Raw genomic sequence first — 18,678 nt, 5'->3', positions numbered from 1 at the left:
GGCGCCACCCACCCCGCGCCGGCCTGCCTCAACTCCGGCGAACCACCTCGGGCGACTCGCTCTCCAGCGGTACGGCGTTCGCCGGCACCAACCCGAGCTGCACGGCGGGCCGGGGCAGGGTGGCGTCGAGCACCCAGTCCGCGCCGACCCGGGCCCGGTTGCCCGGCATTGCGAACAGGTGGTAGCCGCGGGTGACAGCCTTCGCCGGCAGGCCGGCCAGCGACACGTTCAGCGGGTTCGCCGCCGCGTCCTTGCCACCCAGGTCCACCACCCAGCCCAACTCGTGGTGCTTGTACGGCTTGCGGGCGCCCTGACCGTAGGAGGCGGCGATGTTGTGCGCCGCGAGCTTGCCCTGCCGCTGCGCGTGCTGGGCGGTCATGGCGCAGATCTGCCCGGGTCGGCTGGGATCGGGCACGGCGGACGCGTCGCCGCAGGCGAACACCTCGGGGTAGCCGGGGACGTTGAGGTACTCGTCGACCACCAGGCGCCCCCGCTCGGTACGCAGCCCCAGCTCGGCGACGAACGGGTCAGGGCGTACCCCCACGCACCAGACCAGGCTGCACGTCGGGACGTACTCGCCGTCGGTGAGCATGACGCCGTCCGGCGTGGCCTCGGAGACCGAGGTCCCCATCCGGACGTCGACGCCCCGCCGGCGCAGCACCCGGTCGGCGGTGATCGACATCCGCTGGTCCAGCTCGGGCAGCACCCGGGGTGCCACGTCGAGCAGCATCCAGCGCGGACGTACCTTCAGGTGCGGTCGCTGGGCGACGAGCCGGTCGGTGAAGAGTTGCCCGTGCGCGGCCACCTCGGTGCCGGTGTAGCCCGCGCCCACCACCACGAAGGTGGTCCGGGCCCGCTGCTCGGCCGGGTCGTCGGTCACCTCGGCCAACTCGATCTGCCGGACCACGTGGTCGTGCAGGTAGAGCGCCTCGGGCAGGCCACGGAAGCCGTGCGCGTACTCGGTGACCCCGGGGATCGGCAGCAGCTTGTTGACGCTGCCCACGGAGAGCACCAGCCGGTCGTACGCGAGCTGCCCCTCGTCGCCCTCCGGCGACCGGTAGCCGACCCACCGGTTGTGCAGGTCGACCCGGTTCGCCTCGCCGATCACCACCCGGACGCCGTCGAGGGTGCCGGCGAGCGGCACGGAGATCCGGGTCGGTTCGACCACCCCGGCGGCGACCTCGGGCAGCAGCGGCAGGTAGAGGAAGTAGTCGGTCGTGTTCAGCAGGACGATCTCCGCCCGCCTGCTGGCCAGCCGGCTCAACGTCTTCGCCGCGTGGTATCCGGCGAACCCGGCACCCACGATCACCACACGAGGTTTCGTCATGTCCACTGCCGTTCCCGTCGACACGCCCGACAAACGTGGGCATCCCGTCCGCGATGGCCGAATCCCGTGCCGCGGGCCCGGCAGCTGAGCGTCACCCGGATCGGGTGGGGTGACCTCACCCGGCGGCGACGGAGGGTGGTGGGACCGCGAGAGCCGAGGGAGGAAACGACATGGCGGTCCGGACCACGGTACGTCCCGCGCCCGAGGACGTGTTCCCGATCCACCCCGCGTACGGCTACCGCATGCGGCGTCAGCGGCATCCGGTGGGCGTACGCGGCGGGCCGCGACGCGCGCCTGGGGGCCCCTGGTTGGACGACACCGCACGGCACCAGGTACGCGCCCGCTACGAGCTGCGGGACCGGCAACTGGCCCGGGCCCTGGTGGCGGCCGTCAGCCAACCCGGTGACTCGACGGAGAACCTGACCGGACAGCTGGAGCAGCGGATGGACGCGCTGGTGCACCGCGCCGGGTTCGCCCGCTCCATCAACGAGGCCCGCGACCTGGTCGCGCACAACACGTTCACGGTCGACGGCGGCAAGGTCAACCGGGCCTCGTACCTGGTCCGCCCGGGGCAGACCATCCAGGTCCGGCCGGACCGGCAGTGCCGCGCCCCGGTCGCCGTGGCGATGGCCGACCAGGCCGCGGGCGACAGCCCGCCCTACCTGGACGTCCGGGCGGACCGTGGCACCGCGACGCTGACCCGGGAGCCGCAGCGCCAGGAGGTGCCGGCGCTGCGGGACGTCCCGCTCGCCGTCCAGACCATCGAAGGGGGCCCGCTGTGAGCATCCTGCCGACCGACCGGCGCGTGTCCAACTACCAGCAACAGAGTGGCCGTCCGCGGCTCACGCCCCGGCAGCGCCGACGGGTGGAACACAAAGAGGCGAAGTTGCAGCGGCTGACCGGGCAGCGCCCGCAGGCGCGCGGGCCCGGCCGCTGAGCCGACGGCACGCGGTGGCGGCCGCCCGGACGGCGACCGCCACCGCCGCGTCAGGGCCGCTCGGGCTCCGGTGCGGTGATCGCCCACCGCTCGTGGTCCCGCCAGGCGCCGTCGATGAAGAGGTAGTCGGGCGACAAGCCCTCCAGCCGGAAGCCGAGGCGGCGGGCCAGCCGCTTCGACGGCTCGTTGCCGGGCTGGATGTTCGCCTCCAGCCGGTGCAGCCCGAGCGCGGTAAAGGCGTGCCCGATGACCAGGCGGATCCCGGCCGAGGCGTGCCCGGTGCCGGCGTACGGCAGGAAGGCGGCGTAACCCAGGTAGCCACCGCGCAGCGCGCCCATGACGATGCCGCTGATGGTGGCGTATCCGGCGATCTCCCCGGTGGCCCGGTCGCAGAACAGGTAGCCGGAGCTGTCCCGCCCCCGGATCTTGCGCAGGTACGCGGCGTACCGCTCGGCGTCGTCGGGGGCGGACAGCCATGGGTGGTGCAGCTCCTGGCTGCGCCGGGCGGCGGCGATGAACTCGGCCTCGTCGGCGGGCCGGGGCCGCCGGATGCCCACCCGACCGTCGGTACGCAGGTATCTCACGGGGCCCCACTCTCGGCCACCGGCCGGTCCGCTGTCCAATCGGGGTCGCGCGCCGGATCGACATGCGTTAGCCGGCGCGGTGACGGCGGGCTCGTCGCCCAAGTGACGGGAAGTCTCCTGGCGCCGTTCTGGCTCGGCGCCGGCGCGCTCGCGGTGCTCACCGCCCTGGCCTGGCGACGACTCGCGGACACGGCCAGCTGAACCACCGGTGGGGAGACCGGCCGACGGCGCCGAGCGCGCCGCCGTGCTCGGCGACTGGGCCGCCGGACCGCCGCCGGCCGCCCCACCGGCGACCGGCCGCCGCTCTGACCCGCGCGGAGCGGGCAGGGATGTAGCTCCACGCCGCCTACGAACTTGATGACATGAACGACTCAGGCCGGGCCGCCGGACCGGCCAGGCCAGTGCGGCGCCTCGGCGTGAATCATCTACGTCATCAAGTTCGTAGCGTCTCGGCATGCCTGCACCCGGACTGGGTCAGCGAGCAGCGCTGCCACGGCAGCGAGCAGCGCTGGGCCTACAGCGGGCCGGGGTGGGGCTGGTCGAGCGGCATCGGCAGCTCGAGGACGGTGGCCCCGCGCAGGTCCAGCCAGGCGCGGTCGGGCGCGCGGACCAGCCGCAGCATCACCTGCTCGCAGACCGGGCAGCGGCCGACCAGGCCGGGGGCGTGGGAGAAGACGTGCAGCCCGGCCATCGGGCCGGCCGTCCCGCAGTGCGCGCACCGGCCGGTGGCGGTGCTGAGGTCCACCGCGAAGATCTCCCGCAGCGGCCCGTCCAGCATGTTGCCGTCCAGGTAGGACATTTCGGTCATGCGCCCTCCTCGGTCACCCGGTCGGTCCGAAGCGTTCGGTCTTCACCCGCCGGGTCTGGTGGCCCAGGCCCACCAGCAGGTCCGCCACGGTCTCCACGAAGCCGGTGGGACCGCAGATGTAGCAGAGCGGGTCCAGGTCGGGCGGCCAGCCGTGGGTGTTGACGTCGGCCAGGTTGATCCGGTGCGGTTCGCCCCGCCAGTCCTCCGGCGCCTGGCGGGTGTACACGTACGCCACGTCCAGGCCCTGGTCCTCGCGGACGCGGCGGCGCAGTTCGTCGGCGTAGAAGATGTCGGCGGGGCTGCGGACCGAGTAGATCAGCCGGAACGGCGCCCGGCTGCCGGCGGCGCGGCGGGCCCGGAGCATGGCCATCAGCGGCACCACGCCGGAGCCGCCGGCCACCAGCAGCACCGGCGCGGTCTCCTCGGTACGCCAGACGAACCAGCCGCCGACCGGCCCGCGTACCTCCACCGGATCGCCCGCGGCCCACACGTCGATCAGGTACGGCGACACCTCCCCGTCGGGCACCCGCTGCACGGTCAGCGCGATCCGGCCGGCATCGGCCGGCTCCGCGAGCGAGTACGACCGGGCCGCCTGGTAGCCGTCGGCGGCGGTGAGCCGGACGTCGACGTGCTGCCCCGGCAGGTGCCCCGGCCAGTCGGGCACGTCCAGGACCAGGGTCTGCGCGGTCGGCGTCTCGATCCGGCGCTCGGCCAGGCGGGCCACCCGCCAGGTCAGCGGCGCGGCGACCCGGTTGCCGGCCGGGGGCGCGGACACCTCAGTCGCCCTGGTAGCGCTGCTCGCGCCACGGGTCGCCGTAGTCGTGGTAGCCCGCGGTCTCCCAGAAACCGGGCTGGTCGTCGACGAGCAGCCGGATGCCCCGCACCCACTTCGCCGACTTCCAGAAGTAGAGATGCGGCACGAGCAGCCGGGCCGGGCCGCCGTGCTCGGCCGGGAGCGGGCCACCCTCGTACGTGTGCGCCACCCAGGCCCGCCCGCCGCGCAGGTCGTCCAGCGGCAGGTTCGTGGTGTACCCGCCGTACGAGTGGGCCAGCGCGTACCGCGCTTGGGTGTCGATGCCCTCGAGCAGGGTGTCCAGGGAGACGCCCTGCCAGTTGGTGCCGAGCTTGGACCAGCGGGTGACGCAGTGGATGTCCAGCGTCGGCGTGTCCTGCGGCAGGCCCATCAGCTCGGACCAGGACCAGCGGAACTCGGCCCCGGTCTCGGTGCTGACGACGAATTCCCAGGTGTCCAGCGGCACCTTCGGCGTCGGTCCGGCGGAGAGCACCGGCCAGTCCTCGGTGAGGTACTGCCCGGGCGGCAGGGCCGGCTCGGCCGTGCGGGGCCGGCCCTGGAAGCCCGGCGAGACGATTCCCACCCGTCAGTCGTACCACCCGAGGGGTGGGCCGGGCGTGGGGTTCGGCCGGACCGGCCGCGGTGGGTGAGCACCGCGGCGGCTCCGTCCGGTGGGCTCAGTGCCGCTCGGCGACGACCTCCGCGTCGCCGGTTTCCCGGTTCCGGGTGGCGCGCAGGCTGGTCAGGGTGACCACCACGAGGACGCCGATGATCACGCCGAGCGAGGCGAGCGTGGGGATCTGCGGCACCCCCGGCCAGATGCCGTGTGCCCAGTGCAGACCGAGCTTGACGCCGATGAAGGCGAGGATGACGGCCAGGCCGTAGCTGAGGTGCACCAGGCGGCTGAGCGCCGCGTGTAGCACGAAGTAGAGCGCGCGCAGGCCGAGCAGGGCGAACGCGTTGGTGGCGAAGACCAGGTAGGGGTCCTCGGTGATGCCGTAGACGGCGGGCACCGAGTCGACTGCGAAGACCACGTCGGTGGCGAACACCGCGACCACCACGAGGGCGAGCGGGGTGAGTGCGCGGCGGCCGTGCTGCCGCACGGTCATCCTGGTGCCCTGGTATTCCTCGACCACCGGCATGACCTTGCGGAGCAGCTTCACCGACCGCATCTTGTTGATGTCGACCTCCTGCTCGTGGCCGGAGAGCGCGTCGCGAAGCAGCTTGACCGCGGTGGCGATCAGGATGATCGCGAAGCGCACGGAAGGCGAAGTCGAGGGTCTGCAGGGCGGCGGCGCCGAGGGCGATGAAGACCGCGCGCAGCACCAGCGCGCCGACGATGCCGTAGAGCAGGACGCGCTGGGCCAGCACCGCGGGCACCGCGAACGCCGCCAGCAGCAGCATGAAGACGAAGAGGTTGTCGACCGAGAGCGACTTCTCCACCAGGTAGCCGGTCAGGTACTGGACGCCCAGCTCGGAGCCGTACCGGGACCAGACCCAGGCGCCGAAGGCCAGCGGCAGGGCGACGTAGAAGGCCGACCAGCCGAGGGCCTCCTTGAGCGACACCTCGTGCGGGCGGCGGGTGACCAGGAAGTCGAGCATCAGCAGGGCGAGCACGCCGGCGATGGTCACCGCCCACAGGGTGGGGGTGCCGACCGTCGACAGCTCAGCCGCGGACAGGTACGACAATTCGGTCATGGAATCTCCTCGAACACCGTGTCATGTTCGAGGTCTCCTTCACCCACCCTTCGTGGGCAACCACCCGAGGCGTGCCGGGCACGCCGTACTGACCGGAATGGTTCGTGGGAAGTACTCCCCTCGCGCGCTCCAGGTTAGGGCAACCTCAGCGTGCCCGCCAAGTCCGCATCGATGCCTCTGGGTCGAATGATTGCCCTGGTCAACCGCTGGGTGCGGCGGCGGACCATGGTGTGTAGTGCGCCGGGGACCTATGGTGACGCGATGACCGATGAGGGCCCGCTCGCCGGCGTACGTGTGATCGAGCTGGCCGGCATCGGGCCCGGCCCGTTCGCCGCGATGATGCTGGCCGACCTCGGCGCGGACGTGGTCCGCGTCGACCGCGCCACCCCGGACGGGTTCGGCAGCATGTCCGGCGACCTGCTCACCCGCAACCGCCGCTCGCTCGCCGTCGACCTCAAGTCCGCCGAGGGGCGGGAGGTGGTGCTGGCGCTGGTGGCCGGGGCGGAGGCGCTGCTCGAGGGTTTCCGGCCCGGGGTCACCGAGCGGCTCGGCCTCGGCCCCGACGACTGCCTCGCCGTCAACCCCCGACTGGTGTACGGGCGGATGACCGGCTGGGGCCAGGACGGGCCGCTCGCCCACACCGCCGGCCACGACATCGACTACCTGGCGCTGACCGGCGCGCTGCACGGCATCGGCCGTGCCGGCGAGCGCCCGGTGCCGCCGATGAACCTGCTCGGCGACTTCGGCGGCGGCGGGATGATGCTGGCCCTCGGCGTCGTCGCCGCCCTGTACGCGGTCCGGGCCGGCGCGCCCGGCCAGGTCGTCGACGCGGCCATCGTGGACGGCGTGTCGGTGCTGGCCACCCAGATCCACGCGCTGCGCGCGGCCGGCAGGTGGCAGGGCCGGCGCGGGGTGAACCTGCTCGACGGCGGCGCCCCCTTCTACGACACGTACGAGTGCGCCGACGGGCGGTACCTCGCGGTGGGCGCGCTGGAACCGCGGTTCTACGACGAGCTGGTCCGGCGCACCGGTTTCCCGCTGGCCGGCGACGAGGCCCCAGACCGGTCCGACCCGGCCAACTGGCCCGCGCTGCGTACGGCGTGGGCACGCCTGTTCCGCACCCGGACCCGGGACGAGTGGACGGAGCTGCTCGCCGGATCCGACGCCTGCGTCGCGCCGGTGCTGGACTGGACGGAGGCGCCGGAACACCCGCACCTGGCGGCCCGGGGCGTCTTCGTCGACCACGACGGGATCACCCAACCGGCGCCCGCGCCACGCTTCTCGGCGACCCCCACGGCCGTACGCCGGCCGCCGCCGCGGCCTGGCGAGCACACCGACGAGCTGCTCGCCGAGGCCGGCTTCGACCCCGACCGGATCGCCGCCCTGCGCGCCGCCGGCCGGGTCGCCTGACCGCTACCGGGGCGGCACCACAGCAGGCGACCTCGCCAGCCCTTTGAGGCGCCGGCACGGCCGCTCAGGGCGGCCGAGCGGCGGGCTCACCTGCGGCGTGCGCTGGCCGGCGCGAGTGCCGGCTCCACGATGTCCCGGAAGTCGCGGGGCAACTGCACCACCACGTCGTTGAACTCCCCGCCGGTGATCGCCTCGCGCAGGGTGGTGAACACGGCTCGAATGGTGTCCCGCGCGGCGTTCTCGTCGATGTCGGCCCGTCGGGCGACCCGGGCGACGAACTCGGCCGCGCCGAACCGTTCGGCCGCCTCGGCACTCGGGTGGGGCTTGAGCACCCGCTGGAGCCCCTTCGGCAGCTGTGCGGCGAGATCCAGCAATTCGCCGCCGGTCAACCGTTCGGCCAGGGTCTCCAACGTGGCCCGGGCCAGCTCCGCCGCCCGTTCCTCGGACGTCCCGGTACGCCGGGCGACCTGGTCGACGAAGGTGAGGTATTGCATCGGTGGTGCCCCCTTCGGTCTGCGGATCGGCCGCCTACCCGCCACCGGGGCGCGGAAACGACGGGATTTTCCGCCCGTCCCGCGCGTGACCGGCGGCCCGGCGGGTAACCGCCGCCGGTCGTGACCGCAACCGAGGCGCGAGGAGCCCGACTCATGGCGAGTTACACGGACGTCCTGGACTACCTGTCGGCGCTGGACTATCCGGCCGGCAAGGACGACGTCATCCGGGAGGCCGAACGGGAGGGCGCGCCGCCGGACGTGTTGCAGGCGCTGCGGGCGCTGCCGCCGGTGGACTACGCCAACGGCAACGAGGTGGCCCGCTCGGCGGGCATCGACGCCGCCCCCGAGGTCGACCGGTCGCAGCGCGCGGCGCAGGCCCGGGACAAGCACAAGCGGGTCTCGCAGCACGTACGCGGCATCTGACACCGCCGGTGGGGAGCCCGGGCCGAGGCGTCCCGGACGGGCACACCCCGGCCCGGGTCCAGCTCGCCGTGATGGGGCTGGTCGGGGTCGTCTGCGGTGGACTGTTCGGGGTGCTGGCCTCGCCGGCACTCGGACCGCTGGTGGGCTGGGACGCCGCCGCGCTGGCCTGGCTGGCCCTGCTCTGGGGCCGGCTGTGGCGGCTGGACGCGGCCGGGACGGCGCGGCTGGCCGTGAGCGAGGATCCGAATCGGGCGGTCCGGGATGTGCTCCTGCTGGTCGCCTGCATGGCCAGCCTGGTCGGGGTCGGAGTGGTGCTGACCAAGGCGCACGCCGCCCGGTCCGGCCTTCCGCTGGATGCCAACGCCGGGTTGGGCGTACTCAGCGTGGTGGTCTCCTGGTTCGTGGTGCACACCTTGTTCGCCGCCCGGTACGCCCGGCTGTACTACAGCGGCACGCCGGGCGGGGTGAACTTCCACCAACCCGAACCGCCCTGCTACGCGGACTTCGCCTACCTGGCGTTCACGGTGGGGGCCACGTTCCAGGTCTCGGACACCGACCTGTCCGGCACCGAGATGCGGCGGACCGTGCTCGGCCACACGCTGCTGGCGTACCTCTTCGGAGCGGTCATCATCGCGGCCACCGTCAACCTGGTGGCGAGCCTAGCGCGATGAGCCTGGACAGGCGGGCGCCCCGGGTCACGAACCGCGACCTGGGGCGCCACGCAGCACCTGTCCTTGGTGGTCCGCGCCCGAACCGGGTCGCGACCATCAAGCGGTGGATCTTCGCCCGAACCGGGCGGGCATCGCTGCCACGATCATCATACAATGCAACATCAGCCGAACGGGTGACTATCGCGAAACTGTGGCCCGCCGCACGTCCCGATCAGCCCGTCAGCTCCGCGTAGCGCTTCTCCAGGTCCACTCGGGCCAGTGCACCCACCAGCCAGGCCAGTCGCTCCGACTCACCGCTGCCGGCCAGCCCGGCCAGGTCGTCGGCGGAGCGGCCGAGCCCCAGCCGGCGGGCCGCGACCAGGGCCCGCTTGTCGGCCACCGGCGCCACCTCCCGCCACACCGCCTGGGCCTCGCGCAGGAACAACTCGATCACGTCGTCGTCCACACCGGGCAGGTCGCGGAGCAACCGCCGTTCCCGGGCCGGATCCTGCTGCGCCGCGGTCCGCAACCGGCGCAGGTCGCCCCGATAGCGGTCCACGACGGCACGGGCCAGGTCACCGAGCACGGTGGCCAACTGGTCCACATCGCCGCGCTGGCCCGCCTCCCGCAGCACGCGTACGCGGTCGGCGTGCAACGACCGGGCCAGCCGGGCGGCGCTGTCCCATCCGCTGTCCCGGAGCGCCACCGCACTGTCGACCGCCTTGCGGTAGTCGCCGCGGCGGGCCAGCAGAACGGACAGGTAGAGCACCTGGAACAGGGAGGACGGGTTGTTGATGACCCGGAATCCGTACCGCTCGGCGAACCCCCGGCCGTCCCCGGCGAGCCGGCGGACCAATCGCTTCTTGTCCTCGATGCTGGAAATCACACTGGTCGGCATGCCCGGGTCTACCCGCGCCGGAGCCAGGCATTCAGCCGAGCACACCACCGCTGCGGTCCCGCGCCTTCAGTCGCGTGGTGGGCAGCGCCGGGGCCGGCAGCGGGGGCGCCGGATCGTCGGCGACGGTGCCGAACCGGCGGCCCGCCATCCAGTCCTCCCGGGCGGCGGCGACCTCCTCGTGCGAGCGGCCCACGAAGTTCCACCACATGACCAGCGGCTCCTCGAACGGCGTACCGCCGAGCAGCAGCAGCCGGCTGCCCGGGGCGGCGCGCAGGGTCAGCACGGCCCGACCGGAGCCCAGGTAGAGCAGCGCCCCCGGCGCGAACGGCACCCCGTCCACCTCGGCGGAGCCGGACATCGCCAGCAGGCCGTACTCGAAGTCACGGCGCAGCGGCAGGGTGGCCGGCGCCGGGCCGCGGACCTCGAGCTGGGCGCCCACCAGCGGGGTGTGCACCACGGCCGGCGAACGCTCGCCGCCCACCTCGCCGACCAACAGGGTCACGTCGAGGTCGCCGTCGCGCCAGCGGGGCAGCTCCGCGTGGTGGGCGAAGTCCGCCGCGCCGGCCCGCGCCGGATCCGGCAGCGCCACCCAGAGCTGGACGCCGTGCATGACCGGGGGGTGCGCCGCCGGCGACCGCTCCGAGTGGGCGATGCCGTGACCGGAGGTCATCACGTTGAGCTGCCCCGGGCGGATCGGCTGGACGTTGCCCAGACTGTCCCGGTGCAGGATCTCGCCGTCGACCAGCCAGGTGACGGTCTGCAACCCGGTGTGTGGGTGCGGCGGCACCTCCATGCCCGGCCGCTCGGCGACGTCATCCGGTCCGAAGTGGTCGACGAAGCACCAGGCGCCCACCATCCGCCGCTGCCGCTGCGGCAGCAGCCGCCGCACCGTGGTGTAGCGGCCCAGCGGCACGTCGTGGCCGGGCAGCAGCACGCTGCCCGGGTCGGTGGGCGCCGCGCCAGGTGGGACGGTCTGCGCCGGCAGCGATTCGGTACGGTCCACCGCCCGACTCTACGCTCAGCCCGCCGCGGCGGTCACCGTGTTTACGCTCTCCCCCGGGCCGACGGAGCGGGTGCACGGGCTGGCGATCACCGCGTCCGGCGACCCGCCGGCCCGGCACGCGTCGGCGTGGGCGCCGCCGCCGGTCGGCAGGGGATGGACGTGGTCCCTCCGGTTTCGGCCGGCGCCGGTGTGCTGTCGCGGGTGCGCTGGATCAGCACGACGCAGGCCAGCACGACCAGCGCCGCCCCGATCGAGGCCGGGGTGACGGTCTCGGCGAGCAGCAGCGCGGACCAGAGCAGGGTGAGTACCGGCTGGGCGAGCTGGAGCTGTCCGACCTGGGCGATGCCACCTCGGGCCAGGCCCGCGTACCAGGCGAAGAAGCCCAGGAACATGGAGATCGCGGTGAGATAGCCGAACGCCGACCAGGCGGCGGCGTCGGCGTGCGGGGGATTCGCCACGGCGGCGACGAGCGTGACGACCAGGGTGACGGGCAGCGAGAGCAGCAGCGCCCAGCAGATCGTCCGTGCGCCGCCGAGTTCCCGGGCGAGCGAGCCGCCCTCGGCGTAGCCCAGCCCGCACAGGACGACCGCCGCGAGCAGGAACAGGTCGGCGGTCGACAGTGCGCCGTGCACCGCCCCGCTGGTCATCAGGAAGGCGAGCACCGCGACCAGCCCGCCGCCGCTGGCGACCCAGAACAGCAGCGGTGGGCGCTCGCCGGCCCGCAGTACCGCGAACACGGCGGTCATGGCGGGCAGCACGGTGATGACGACCGCGCCGTGCGCGGCGGTCTGGGTGGTCAGTGCCAGCGAGGTGAACAGCGGGAAGCCGACAACGACGCCGACGGCCACGATCGACAGGCGCCGCCACTGGCGGCGGGTGGGCCGCGGCGCGCCGGTGAGACGCAGATACGCCCAGGCCAGTAGCGCCGCCCCGACGGCCCGGCCGAAGGCCACGAACCACGGGTCGAGGTGCCCCACGGCGACGCGGGTGGCGGGCAGCGACATGCTGAAGGCGAGCACGCCCAGCGCGCCGAGGGTGAGGCCGACGAACCGTTCCGCCGTTACCGTGGCGGCCGCAGTAGCGCTACTCTTCTGCTTCATGGACAACGGTAACGCAGCAGATCGCGTTATCCAAGATCTGCGCCGGCTCACGGCCGCCGCGGCCGCCGGCACACAGCTGCCCTCGGTGCGCGAGTTGACCGCCCGGCACCAGGCCTCACCGGTCACCGTCGCCGAGGCGGTCCGGCAACTGGTGGCGCAAGGGCTGATCGAGACGCGACCGGGGAAGGGCACCTTCGTGGCCGCCCGGCCGGACGAGCGGCGCGCACCCGACCTGTCCTGGCAGACAGTGGCGCTCGGCGCCCGCAGACCGGGCGAGGAGGAGATGCAGGCGTTACTGGCGTTACCGCGGCCGGGAGCGATTCCGCTGTCCGGCGGCTACCTCGACGCCGATCTGCAGCCGGCCGCGGCGCTCGGCGCCGCGCTCGCCCGCGCCGCCCGGCAGCCCGCCACCTGGCAGCGCGGACCGGCCGAGGGACGCGCGGACCTGCGCGCCTGGTTCGCCCGCGAGGCCGAGACCGGGCTGCACGCCGACGACCTGGTGATCTGCCCGGGCGGGCAGGCGGCGCTGTCGTCGGCGTTGCGCGCGCTCGCCGCGCCCGGCGACACCCTGCTGGTCGAGTCTCCGACCTACCTGGGGGCGCTAGCCACGGCCCGGGCGGCCGGACTGCGGGTGGTGCCGGTGCCCGCCGACGCCGACGGCGTACGCCCGGACCAGCTCGCCGCCGCGTTCGCCCGCACCGGCGCGCGACTGTTCTACTGCCAACCGCTCCACGCCAACCCGACCGGTGCCAGCCTGGCAGCTCACCGCCGAGCCGGGGTCGCCGACGCCGTCCGAGACGCCAGCGCATTCCTGATCGAGGACGACTACGCCCGCGACCTCACCATCGACGGAGAGGGCCCGCCACCGCTGGCCGCCGACGACCCCGACGGGCATGTCGTCTACCTGCGCTCACTGACCAAGTCCGCCGCCCCCGGGCTGCGGGTCGCCGCGATCGGTGCCCGCGGCCCGGCCGGTGCCCGGCTGCGCTCGGCCCGGTTGCTCGACGACTTCTTCGTGGCCGGTCCGCTGCAGCAGGCCACGCTGGAGTTCGTCACTGCCCCGTCCTGGACCCGGCACCGCCGCACCCTGCGGACAGCGCTGCTGGCGCGGCGCGAGGCGCTGCTGACGGCGCTACGCCGGCACCTGCCGCAGCTCGCCCCAGCGATGATCCCCCGTGGCGGCCTGCACCTGTGGGTCCGCCTGCCCGACGGCACCGACGACGTCGCGCTGGCCGCCGCGGCTGCCGCCGAAGGCGTCATCGTCTTCCCCGGCCGCCCGTGGTACGCGGCCGAACCCCCGGCGCCGCACCTGCGCCTGACCTACGCCGCGGCCCCGCCCGATCTCATGGACGAGGCCGTCCGCCGCCTCGCTCACGCCGCCGAAGCCGTCACCGACGCGCGCCGGCCATGAGGTCAGCCGGCCGAGCCGCCCGCACCATCCGGCCGATTCACCAACCCGCGGTGAGGATCAGAGTGCCACCGGCAAAGCCGCTCACCCGTCCGCCCCCGAAAACCTCAGCTCAGGCGGGACCGCACCTTCGCGGCGCACTCCGACACCACGGACCGCGCGTCCAGCCCCAGACTCTCGATCGCGACGAGCGCCGTGAACACCACGTCGGCCAGCTCCGCGGCCACGTCCTCGCGGCTATGGGTCACTCCCTTACGCGGGTTCTGCCCGAGCACCCCGATCCAGGCGGCAGCGGCCTCCCCCGCCTCCTCGGTCAGCTTGAGGATGCGGCAGGTCAGCTCGGTGTCCCCGGTGCCGTTGGCGCCGTCCAGCCAGTCACGGGAGGCGCGCGCGGCGTCCCAGATCAACTCGTCCACGGGACCAGTGAACCGGACGACGGTGATTATCGTATCCGGGGGCGGTCGGCGCGAGGCCGATCCGGTGGGGGCGACGGGGCAGCCCGGGACCGGAAGGGACGTGTCGGGTGATGCCAGAGACAATCGAGACGGTGTTCGCGGACGTGGTCAACCGCAACCCGGGTGAACCCGAGTTCCACCAGGCGGTACGGGAGGTGCTGGAGAGCATCGGCCCGGCCCTGGCCCGTCACCCCGAGTACGCGCACGCACGGATCATCGAGCGGATCTGTGAGCCGGAGCGGCAGGTCATCTTCCGGGTGCCGTGGGAGGACGACCGCGGCCGGATCTGGGTGAACCGCGGCTTCCGGGTGGAGTTCAACAGCGCACTGGGCCCGTTCAAGGGCGGGCTGCGCTTCCACCCGTCGGTCTACCTGGGCATCGTCAAGTTCCTCGGCTTCGAGCAGATCTTCAAGAACGCGCTGACCGGCCTGCCGATCGGAGGTGGCAAGGGCGGCGCGGACTTCGACCCGAAGGGCTGCTCGGACCGGGAGGTGATGCGCTTCTGCCAGAGCTTCATGACGGAGCTGTACCGGCACATCGGCGCGCAGACCGACGTACCGGCCGGCGACATCGGCGTCGGCGGTCGGGAGATCGGCTACCTGTTCGGCCAGTACAAGCGGATCACCAACCGGTACGAGTCGGGGGTGCTCACCGGCAAGGGCCTGTCGTACGGCGGCGCGCAGGTGCGCCGGGAGGCGACCGGGTACGGGGCGGTCTTCTTCGCCGAGGAGATGCTGAAGCAGGCCGGGGACAGCCTGGACGGCAAGCGGGTGGTGGTCTCCGGCTCGGGCAACGTGGCGATCTACGCCATCGAGAAGGTGCACCAGCTCGGCGGCCGGGTGGTGGCCTGCTCCGACTCGCACGGGTACGTGCTGGACGAGCAGGGCATCGACCTGGAGCTGCTGCGGGAGCTGAAGGAGGAGCGCCGGGTCCGGCTCGACAACTACATCAAGCACGTGCCGGACGCGGTGGCGGTCGCCGGTCGTACCGTCTGGGAGGTGCCCTGCGACCTGGCGCTGCCGTGCGCGACGCAGAACGAGATCGGCGGCGCGGAGGCCGCGGCGCTGGTGGCCGGCGGCTGCATCGCGGTGGTGGAGGGGGCGAACATGCCCACCACGCCGGAGGCCGTGCGGATCCTGGGCCGGGCGGGGGTGAAGTTCGCCCCGGGCAAGGCGGCCAACGCGGGCGGCGTGGCGGTGAGCGCACTGGAGATGCAACAGAACGCCAGCCGCGACTCGTGGACGTTCACCCAGTCGGAGCAGCGGCTGCGGGAGACCATGCGGGACATCCACGCCCGGTGCTGGGCCACCGCCCAGGACTACGGCCTGCCGGGTGACTACGTGGCCGGCGCGAACATCAACGGTTTCCGGCGGGTGGCGGAGGCGATGCTCGCGCACGGCCTGGTGTGACCGACCACTATGGGCGGCCGGGCGACCGTGGTGCAGGCGCATCCGTCACGGTCGCCCGGCACCGGCCGGCGAGTTCAGGAGAGGGGGCGCAGCCCCGCCTCGAAGGCACCGCGCATGCCCACGTACCCGTTGATCCGCTTCTCGATCTCGGCATAGTGCGTCCGCTGCCCGGCGGACACCGTCGGGTCCTTGGCGGCGCCGACCAGGTCGACCACCCGAGCCGCCGGTTGGTACTCCATCCAGGTCGGCAGCACGCTCACATTGGTGACCTCCCAGCCCCCGGAAGTGGTGCGGGTGAAGGTGAACTCGGGCACCACGGCGTCCTGGGTGTTCTCCGGGGAGCCGTCGTCGAACCGGGCGGTCAGGTTGCCCATCCCGTAGGCGACCCACTTCCGGCCGATCTTCTCGAATGGCTGTACCACGTGGACGTGGTGTCCGATGATCAGATCGACGTCGGGCGAGGCGAGCAACTCCTGGGCGAGGTCCAGCTGGTCGTCGTTCGGCGCGTTCTGGTACTCGGTCCCCCAGTGCATGGAGAGGATGACGATCTCCGCGCCCGCCGTCCGCGCCCGGTGCGCCGCGGCGAGGATGGCGTCCCGGTCGATGAGGTTCGCGGCCCACGGCCTGCCCTCCGGCAGTGGGATGTCGTTGAAGCTCAGCGCGTACGACAGCTGGGCGACCTTCACACCCGCCACGTCGAGGATGTTCGTCCGGGCCGCCTCCTCGGCGCTGCGGGCTGTGCCGGCGTGCCGCAGCCCGACCCGGTCAAGGTTGTTCAGGGTCCGGGTGATGCCCTCCATGCCCGTGTCCAGCGAGTGGTTGGACGCCGTGGAGCAGGTGTCGAATCCGGCCCAGGCCGCCGCGTCGGCCAACTCCGGCGGCACGCTGAACGCCGGCCATCCGGTGAACGGGCCCTGCGGATCCGCCAGCGGCGTCTCCATGTGACAGATGGCGAGGTCCGCAGCGCTCACCCGGGGACGAATCGCACTCAGCACCCGGGTGAAGTCGTGCCCGGCACGGCCCGCCGCCTGCGCGTCGGCGGCGGCCTGCTCGGTGAGCGGCGGGTGCACCAGCAGATCACCGGCGGCCACCACGGTGAGCTGGTTCTTCGGCGCCGGGGCCGGCGCCACGGCGCGTGGGGTGGTGGGCGGTTTCGGAGCCACTCGCGCCGAATCGGTGCAGGCCCCGGCCAGCAACGCCAGCATCGCCGCAAGGCCGAGCTTCATCCTCATCTGCGGAAGTCTGCTCAGCTCCGGTCCGGCAGGAAGGGCGAACACGAAAGGACCCCTCCGAAGGGGGAGGGATCCTTCCGGATTGCTGATTGTCCACCTCGCTGAACCGGCGGTATCCGCCATCCGCCGACACGGAGTCGGTCACGGGCGGGCCCGCCCGCGAGACCGCACGGGCTACCGCTCGTCCGTCTGCTCGGGCACGTACCAGCCACCCCGGTACAGGGTCCCGCGAGGCGGCTCGACCGGAACCGACCGGGACCGTCGCGCCCGGCGTACCCGGCTGAACACGAACCAGCCGACCGCGCCCACGCAGACCACGATGACGACGTTCTGCAGCGTCCCGACGTACGTCTCGACCACGTGCCAGTTCTCGCCCAGCAGGTAGCCGGCCAGCACGAAGACGCTGTTCCAGATCAGGCTGCCCAGCGTGGTGTAGAGCAGGAAAATCGGCACGGGCATCCGTTCGACGCCGGCCGGGATGGAGATGAGGCTGCGGAAGATCGGAATCATCCGGCCGAAGAAGACCGCCTTGACGCCGTGCCGGAGGAACCACGCCTCGGTACGGTCGACGTCCTCCAGCTTGACCAGCGGCAGCCGGGCCACGATGGCACGCATCCGGTCCCGGCCGAGGGCCGCGCCGATGCGGTAGAGGGCGAGCGCACCCAGCACCGAGCCGAGGGTGGTCCAGAGGATCGCCCCGACCAGGCTCATCCGGCCCTGGCTGGCGGTGAATCCGGCCAGCGGGAGGATCACCTCGCTGGGGATGGGCGGGAAGAGGTTCTCCAGGGCCACAGCGAGACCGGCGCCGGGGCCACCGAGCCGTTCGACCAGGCCGGTGACCCAGCCGACGGGCCCGTCACCGGCCGGCTCCGCGGCCCTCGGGACGTTGACACGGGGGCCGAGCAGGAGCTGTGCGTTTCCGATCATCCGACTACGTTACGGTCCGGCGCAGCCGGCGACCACGAAACCGTCGCCGGTCGGCTGCGGAGCACCGGAGCGTCACCCGCGCAGCCGGCCACCCGCAGGCGCGGACCAGGCGACACTCCACTGAGCACAGGCGATCGTGTCGGACCGGTGACCTACGGTGAGGCGGTGGGGCCGCCGACCCCGGAGAGGAGCGGGCCGATGACGCACGCACCCGTCGAGGGGACCATCCGGTCCGCCGACGGCAGCACCATCGCGTACGAACACAGCGGCTCCGGTCCGACCGTGGTGATGGTGGACGCCGCCAGCGGATTCCGTGAGATGGGGCCGATGTGCCCCTTGGCGGCCCGGCTGGCCGAAGAGTTCACCGTGGTCTGCTACGACCGGCGGGGCCGGGGCGGCAGCTCGGACACCGCGCCCTACCACGTGGACCGCGAGGTCGACGACCTGCGGGCGCTGGTCGAGGAGATCGGCGCTCCGGCATGCCTGTTCGGCTTCTCGTCCGGGGCGGTGCTGGCGCTGGCCGCGGCCGCGCGAGGGCTGCCGGTGGACCGGCTGGCGCTGCTCGAGCCCCCGCTGGATCTCGCCAGCGCCCCGACCGGCGAGCCAGGGCTGGCCGCGGAGATCGCCGGGCTGGTGGCGGCGGGTCGCCGGGGCGACGCGGTGGCGCACTTCCACGCGAGCATCGGCGTGCCGGCCGAGATGACCGTGGGCATGCGGGAGAGCCCCTGGTGGCCGGCGCTGGAGCAACTGGCCCACACCCTGGTCTACGACCTGACGATCGTCGACGCGCTGCCGGCGGACGAGCTGGCCCGGGTCACCGTGCCGACCCTGGTGGTCGACAGCGAGCAGAGCGACGCGCGGCTGCGCGAGTGGGCCGCCGGCGTCGTGGCGGCACTGCCGCACGGCCACCGGCGCAGCATGCGCGGGGACTGGCACCAGGTGCCCGACGCCGACCTGGCGCCCGTGTTGGCGGACTTCTTCGCCGGCCGCGCCGGACTGGCCGGGCCGGCGCAGTGCACGCAGAGCGACAGGTGACAGCCGACGCGAGGCGGTGACGCCGACGGCCTGGCCCACGAGGAACAGCATCACCGCCGCCAGCCCGAGGCCGGCGGCGGGGTGATC

General features: G+C 73.2%; 20 protein-coding genes and 1 pseudogene. 8 read left to right on the top strand and 13 right to left on the bottom strand.

What is annotated here, in order from left to right; translation table 11 throughout:
• Nucleotides 1-28: 28 nt before the first annotated feature.
• Complete coding sequence (locus tag A6A27_RS22065; protein WP_073836548.1) at nucleotides 29-1,327, bottom strand: NAD(P)/FAD-dependent oxidoreductase; 1,299 nt, start codon at nucleotides 1,325-1,327, stop codon at nucleotides 29-31.
• Nucleotides 1,328-1,497: 170 nt separating this feature from the next.
• On the opposite strand from A6A27_RS22065, the gene rpsD reads away from it, so the two are divergent.
• Together rpsD and A6A27_RS44345 are read left to right on the top strand one after the other, a co-directional pair.
• Nucleotides 1,498-2,109 (top strand): 30S ribosomal protein S4, encoded by a 612-nt coding sequence (rpsD, locus tag A6A27_RS22060; protein WP_073836547.1) that lies wholly within the window; start codon nucleotides 1,498-1,500, stop codon nucleotides 2,107-2,109.
• A complete protein-coding gene (locus A6A27_RS44345; RefSeq protein WP_158074027.1) occupies nucleotides 2,106-2,264 on the top strand; it encodes a hypothetical protein in 159 nt (52 codons plus the stop codon). Before rpsD ends, A6A27_RS44345 begins: the two co-directional genes overlap by 4 nt.
• Before the next feature lie 50 nt (nucleotides 2,265-2,314).
• Here A6A27_RS44345 and A6A27_RS22055 read toward each other — a convergent pair whose 3' ends face one another.
• From A6A27_RS22055 to A6A27_RS22035, 5 genes and pseudogenes are all read right to left on the bottom strand, one after another.
• On the bottom strand, nucleotides 2,315-2,848 hold the full coding sequence (locus A6A27_RS22055; protein ID WP_073836546.1) for a GNAT family N-acetyltransferase: 534 nt from the start codon (nucleotides 2,846-2,848) through the stop codon (nucleotides 2,315-2,317).
• A gap of 514 nt (nucleotides 2,849-3,362) precedes the next feature.
• Nucleotides 3,363-3,656, bottom strand: a complete 294-nt coding sequence (locus A6A27_RS22050; RefSeq protein ID WP_073836545.1) for a DUF6510 family protein — start codon at nucleotides 3,654-3,656, stop codon at nucleotides 3,363-3,365.
• 13 nt (nucleotides 3,657-3,669) lie between these two features.
• Nucleotides 3,670-4,431 carry a ferredoxin reductase gene (locus tag A6A27_RS22045; RefSeq protein WP_073836544.1) on the bottom strand — a complete coding sequence of 254 codons (762 nt, stop codon included), beginning with the start codon at nucleotides 4,429-4,431 and terminating at the stop codon, nucleotides 3,670-3,672.
• Nucleotide 4,432: 1 nt separating this feature from the next.
• The gene (locus tag A6A27_RS22040) at nucleotides 4,433-5,032 is read right to left on the bottom strand and encodes a sulfite oxidase-like oxidoreductase (RefSeq protein ID WP_073836543.1); all 600 of its coding nucleotides are present in this window, start codon (nucleotides 5,030-5,032) and stop codon (nucleotides 4,433-4,435) included.
• Nucleotides 5,033-5,126: 94 nt separating this feature from the next.
• Nucleotides 5,127-6,147 (bottom strand): annotated as a pseudogene (locus A6A27_RS22035) (TerC/Alx family metal homeostasis membrane protein).
• A gap of 261 nt (nucleotides 6,148-6,408) precedes the next feature.
• Here A6A27_RS22035 and A6A27_RS22030 point away from each other — a divergent pair.
• Nucleotides 6,409-7,557, top strand: a complete 1,149-nt coding sequence (locus A6A27_RS22030) for a CaiB/BaiF CoA transferase family protein (RefSeq protein WP_073836583.1) — start codon at nucleotides 6,409-6,411, stop codon at nucleotides 7,555-7,557.
• An 86-nt stretch (nucleotides 7,558-7,643) separates the two neighbouring features.
• On the opposite strand, the gene A6A27_RS22025 is transcribed toward A6A27_RS22030, so the two are convergent.
• Nucleotides 7,644-8,051 (bottom strand): DUF2267 domain-containing protein, encoded by a 408-nt coding sequence (locus A6A27_RS22025; RefSeq protein ID WP_073836542.1) that lies wholly within the window; start codon nucleotides 8,049-8,051, stop codon nucleotides 7,644-7,646.
• Between the two features lie 153 nt (nucleotides 8,052-8,204).
• Here A6A27_RS22025 and A6A27_RS22020 point away from each other — a divergent pair, with 153 nt between their 5' ends.
• Both A6A27_RS22020 and A6A27_RS22015 read left to right on the top strand, forming a co-directional pair.
• Nucleotides 8,205-8,474: a DUF2795 domain-containing protein gene (locus tag A6A27_RS22020; RefSeq protein ID WP_073836541.1), complete on the top strand. Its 270-nt coding sequence runs from the start codon at nucleotides 8,205-8,207 to the stop codon at nucleotides 8,472-8,474.
• A gap of 8 nt (nucleotides 8,475-8,482) precedes the next feature.
• A complete protein-coding gene (locus tag A6A27_RS22015) occupies nucleotides 8,483-9,145 on the top strand; it encodes a DUF1345 domain-containing protein (RefSeq protein ID WP_143194106.1) in 663 nt (220 codons plus the stop codon).
• Nucleotides 9,146-9,356: 211 nt separating this feature from the next.
• On the opposite strand, the gene A6A27_RS22010 is transcribed toward A6A27_RS22015, so the two are convergent.
• From A6A27_RS22010 to A6A27_RS22000, 3 genes are all read right to left on the bottom strand, one after another.
• Complete coding sequence (locus tag A6A27_RS22010; RefSeq protein WP_073836540.1) at nucleotides 9,357-10,022, bottom strand: hypothetical protein; 666 nt, start codon at nucleotides 10,020-10,022, stop codon at nucleotides 9,357-9,359.
• A 31-nt stretch (nucleotides 10,023-10,053) separates the two neighbouring features.
• On the bottom strand, nucleotides 10,054-11,025 hold the full coding sequence (locus A6A27_RS22005) for a pirin family protein (RefSeq protein WP_073836539.1): 972 nt from the start codon (nucleotides 11,023-11,025) through the stop codon (nucleotides 10,054-10,056).
• A gap of 86 nt (nucleotides 11,026-11,111) precedes the next feature.
• Nucleotides 11,112-12,125, bottom strand: a complete 1,014-nt coding sequence (locus A6A27_RS22000) for a DMT family transporter (RefSeq protein WP_083672764.1) — start codon at nucleotides 12,123-12,125, stop codon at nucleotides 11,112-11,114.
• Here A6A27_RS22000 and A6A27_RS21995 point away from each other — a divergent pair.
• Nucleotides 12,124-13,536, top strand: coding sequence for an aminotransferase-like domain-containing protein (locus tag A6A27_RS21995; RefSeq protein WP_073836538.1), 1,413 nt, complete (start codon nucleotides 12,124-12,126; stop codon nucleotides 13,534-13,536). The two genes, A6A27_RS22000 and A6A27_RS21995, sit on opposite strands and share 2 nt — an antisense overlap.
• Before the next feature lie 104 nt (nucleotides 13,537-13,640).
• Here A6A27_RS21995 and A6A27_RS21990 read toward each other — a convergent pair whose 3' ends face one another.
• On the bottom strand, nucleotides 13,641-13,949 hold the full coding sequence (locus tag A6A27_RS21990) for a MazG nucleotide pyrophosphohydrolase domain-containing protein (protein WP_073836537.1): 309 nt from the start codon (nucleotides 13,947-13,949) through the stop codon (nucleotides 13,641-13,643).
• Nucleotides 13,950-14,059: 110 nt separating this feature from the next.
• Here A6A27_RS21990 and gdhA point away from each other — a divergent pair, with 110 nt between their 5' ends.
• Entirely contained in the window at nucleotides 14,060-15,397 is a 1,338-nt protein-coding gene (gene gdhA / locus A6A27_RS21985) for an NADP-specific glutamate dehydrogenase (protein ID WP_073836536.1), read from the top strand.
• 74 nt (nucleotides 15,398-15,471) lie between these two features.
• Here gdhA and A6A27_RS21980 read toward each other — a convergent pair whose 3' ends face one another.
• Both A6A27_RS21980 and A6A27_RS21975 read right to left on the bottom strand, forming a co-directional pair.
• Nucleotides 15,472-16,629, bottom strand: coding sequence for a CapA family protein (locus A6A27_RS21980; protein WP_073836535.1), 1,158 nt, complete (start codon nucleotides 16,627-16,629; stop codon nucleotides 15,472-15,474).
• 174 nt (nucleotides 16,630-16,803) lie between these two features.
• On the bottom strand, nucleotides 16,804-17,556 hold the full coding sequence (locus A6A27_RS21975) for a DedA family protein (protein ID WP_073836534.1): 753 nt from the start codon (nucleotides 17,554-17,556) through the stop codon (nucleotides 16,804-16,806).
• 198 nt (nucleotides 17,557-17,754) lie between these two features.
• Here A6A27_RS21975 and A6A27_RS21970 point away from each other — a divergent pair, with 198 nt between their 5' ends.
• Nucleotides 17,755-18,591, top strand: coding sequence for an alpha/beta fold hydrolase (locus tag A6A27_RS21970; RefSeq protein ID WP_073836533.1), 837 nt, complete (start codon nucleotides 17,755-17,757; stop codon nucleotides 18,589-18,591).
• Nucleotides 18,592-18,678: the final 87 nt, after the last annotated feature.

The sequence above is a fragment of the Micromonospora sp. CB01531 genome (assembly GCF_001905095.1).
Lineage (GTDB): Bacteria > Actinomycetota > Actinomycetes > Mycobacteriales > Micromonosporaceae > Micromonospora.
The sequence above is the reverse complement of the archived record's forward strand: the minus strand, read 5'-3'. Positions and strand labels throughout refer to the sequence as shown.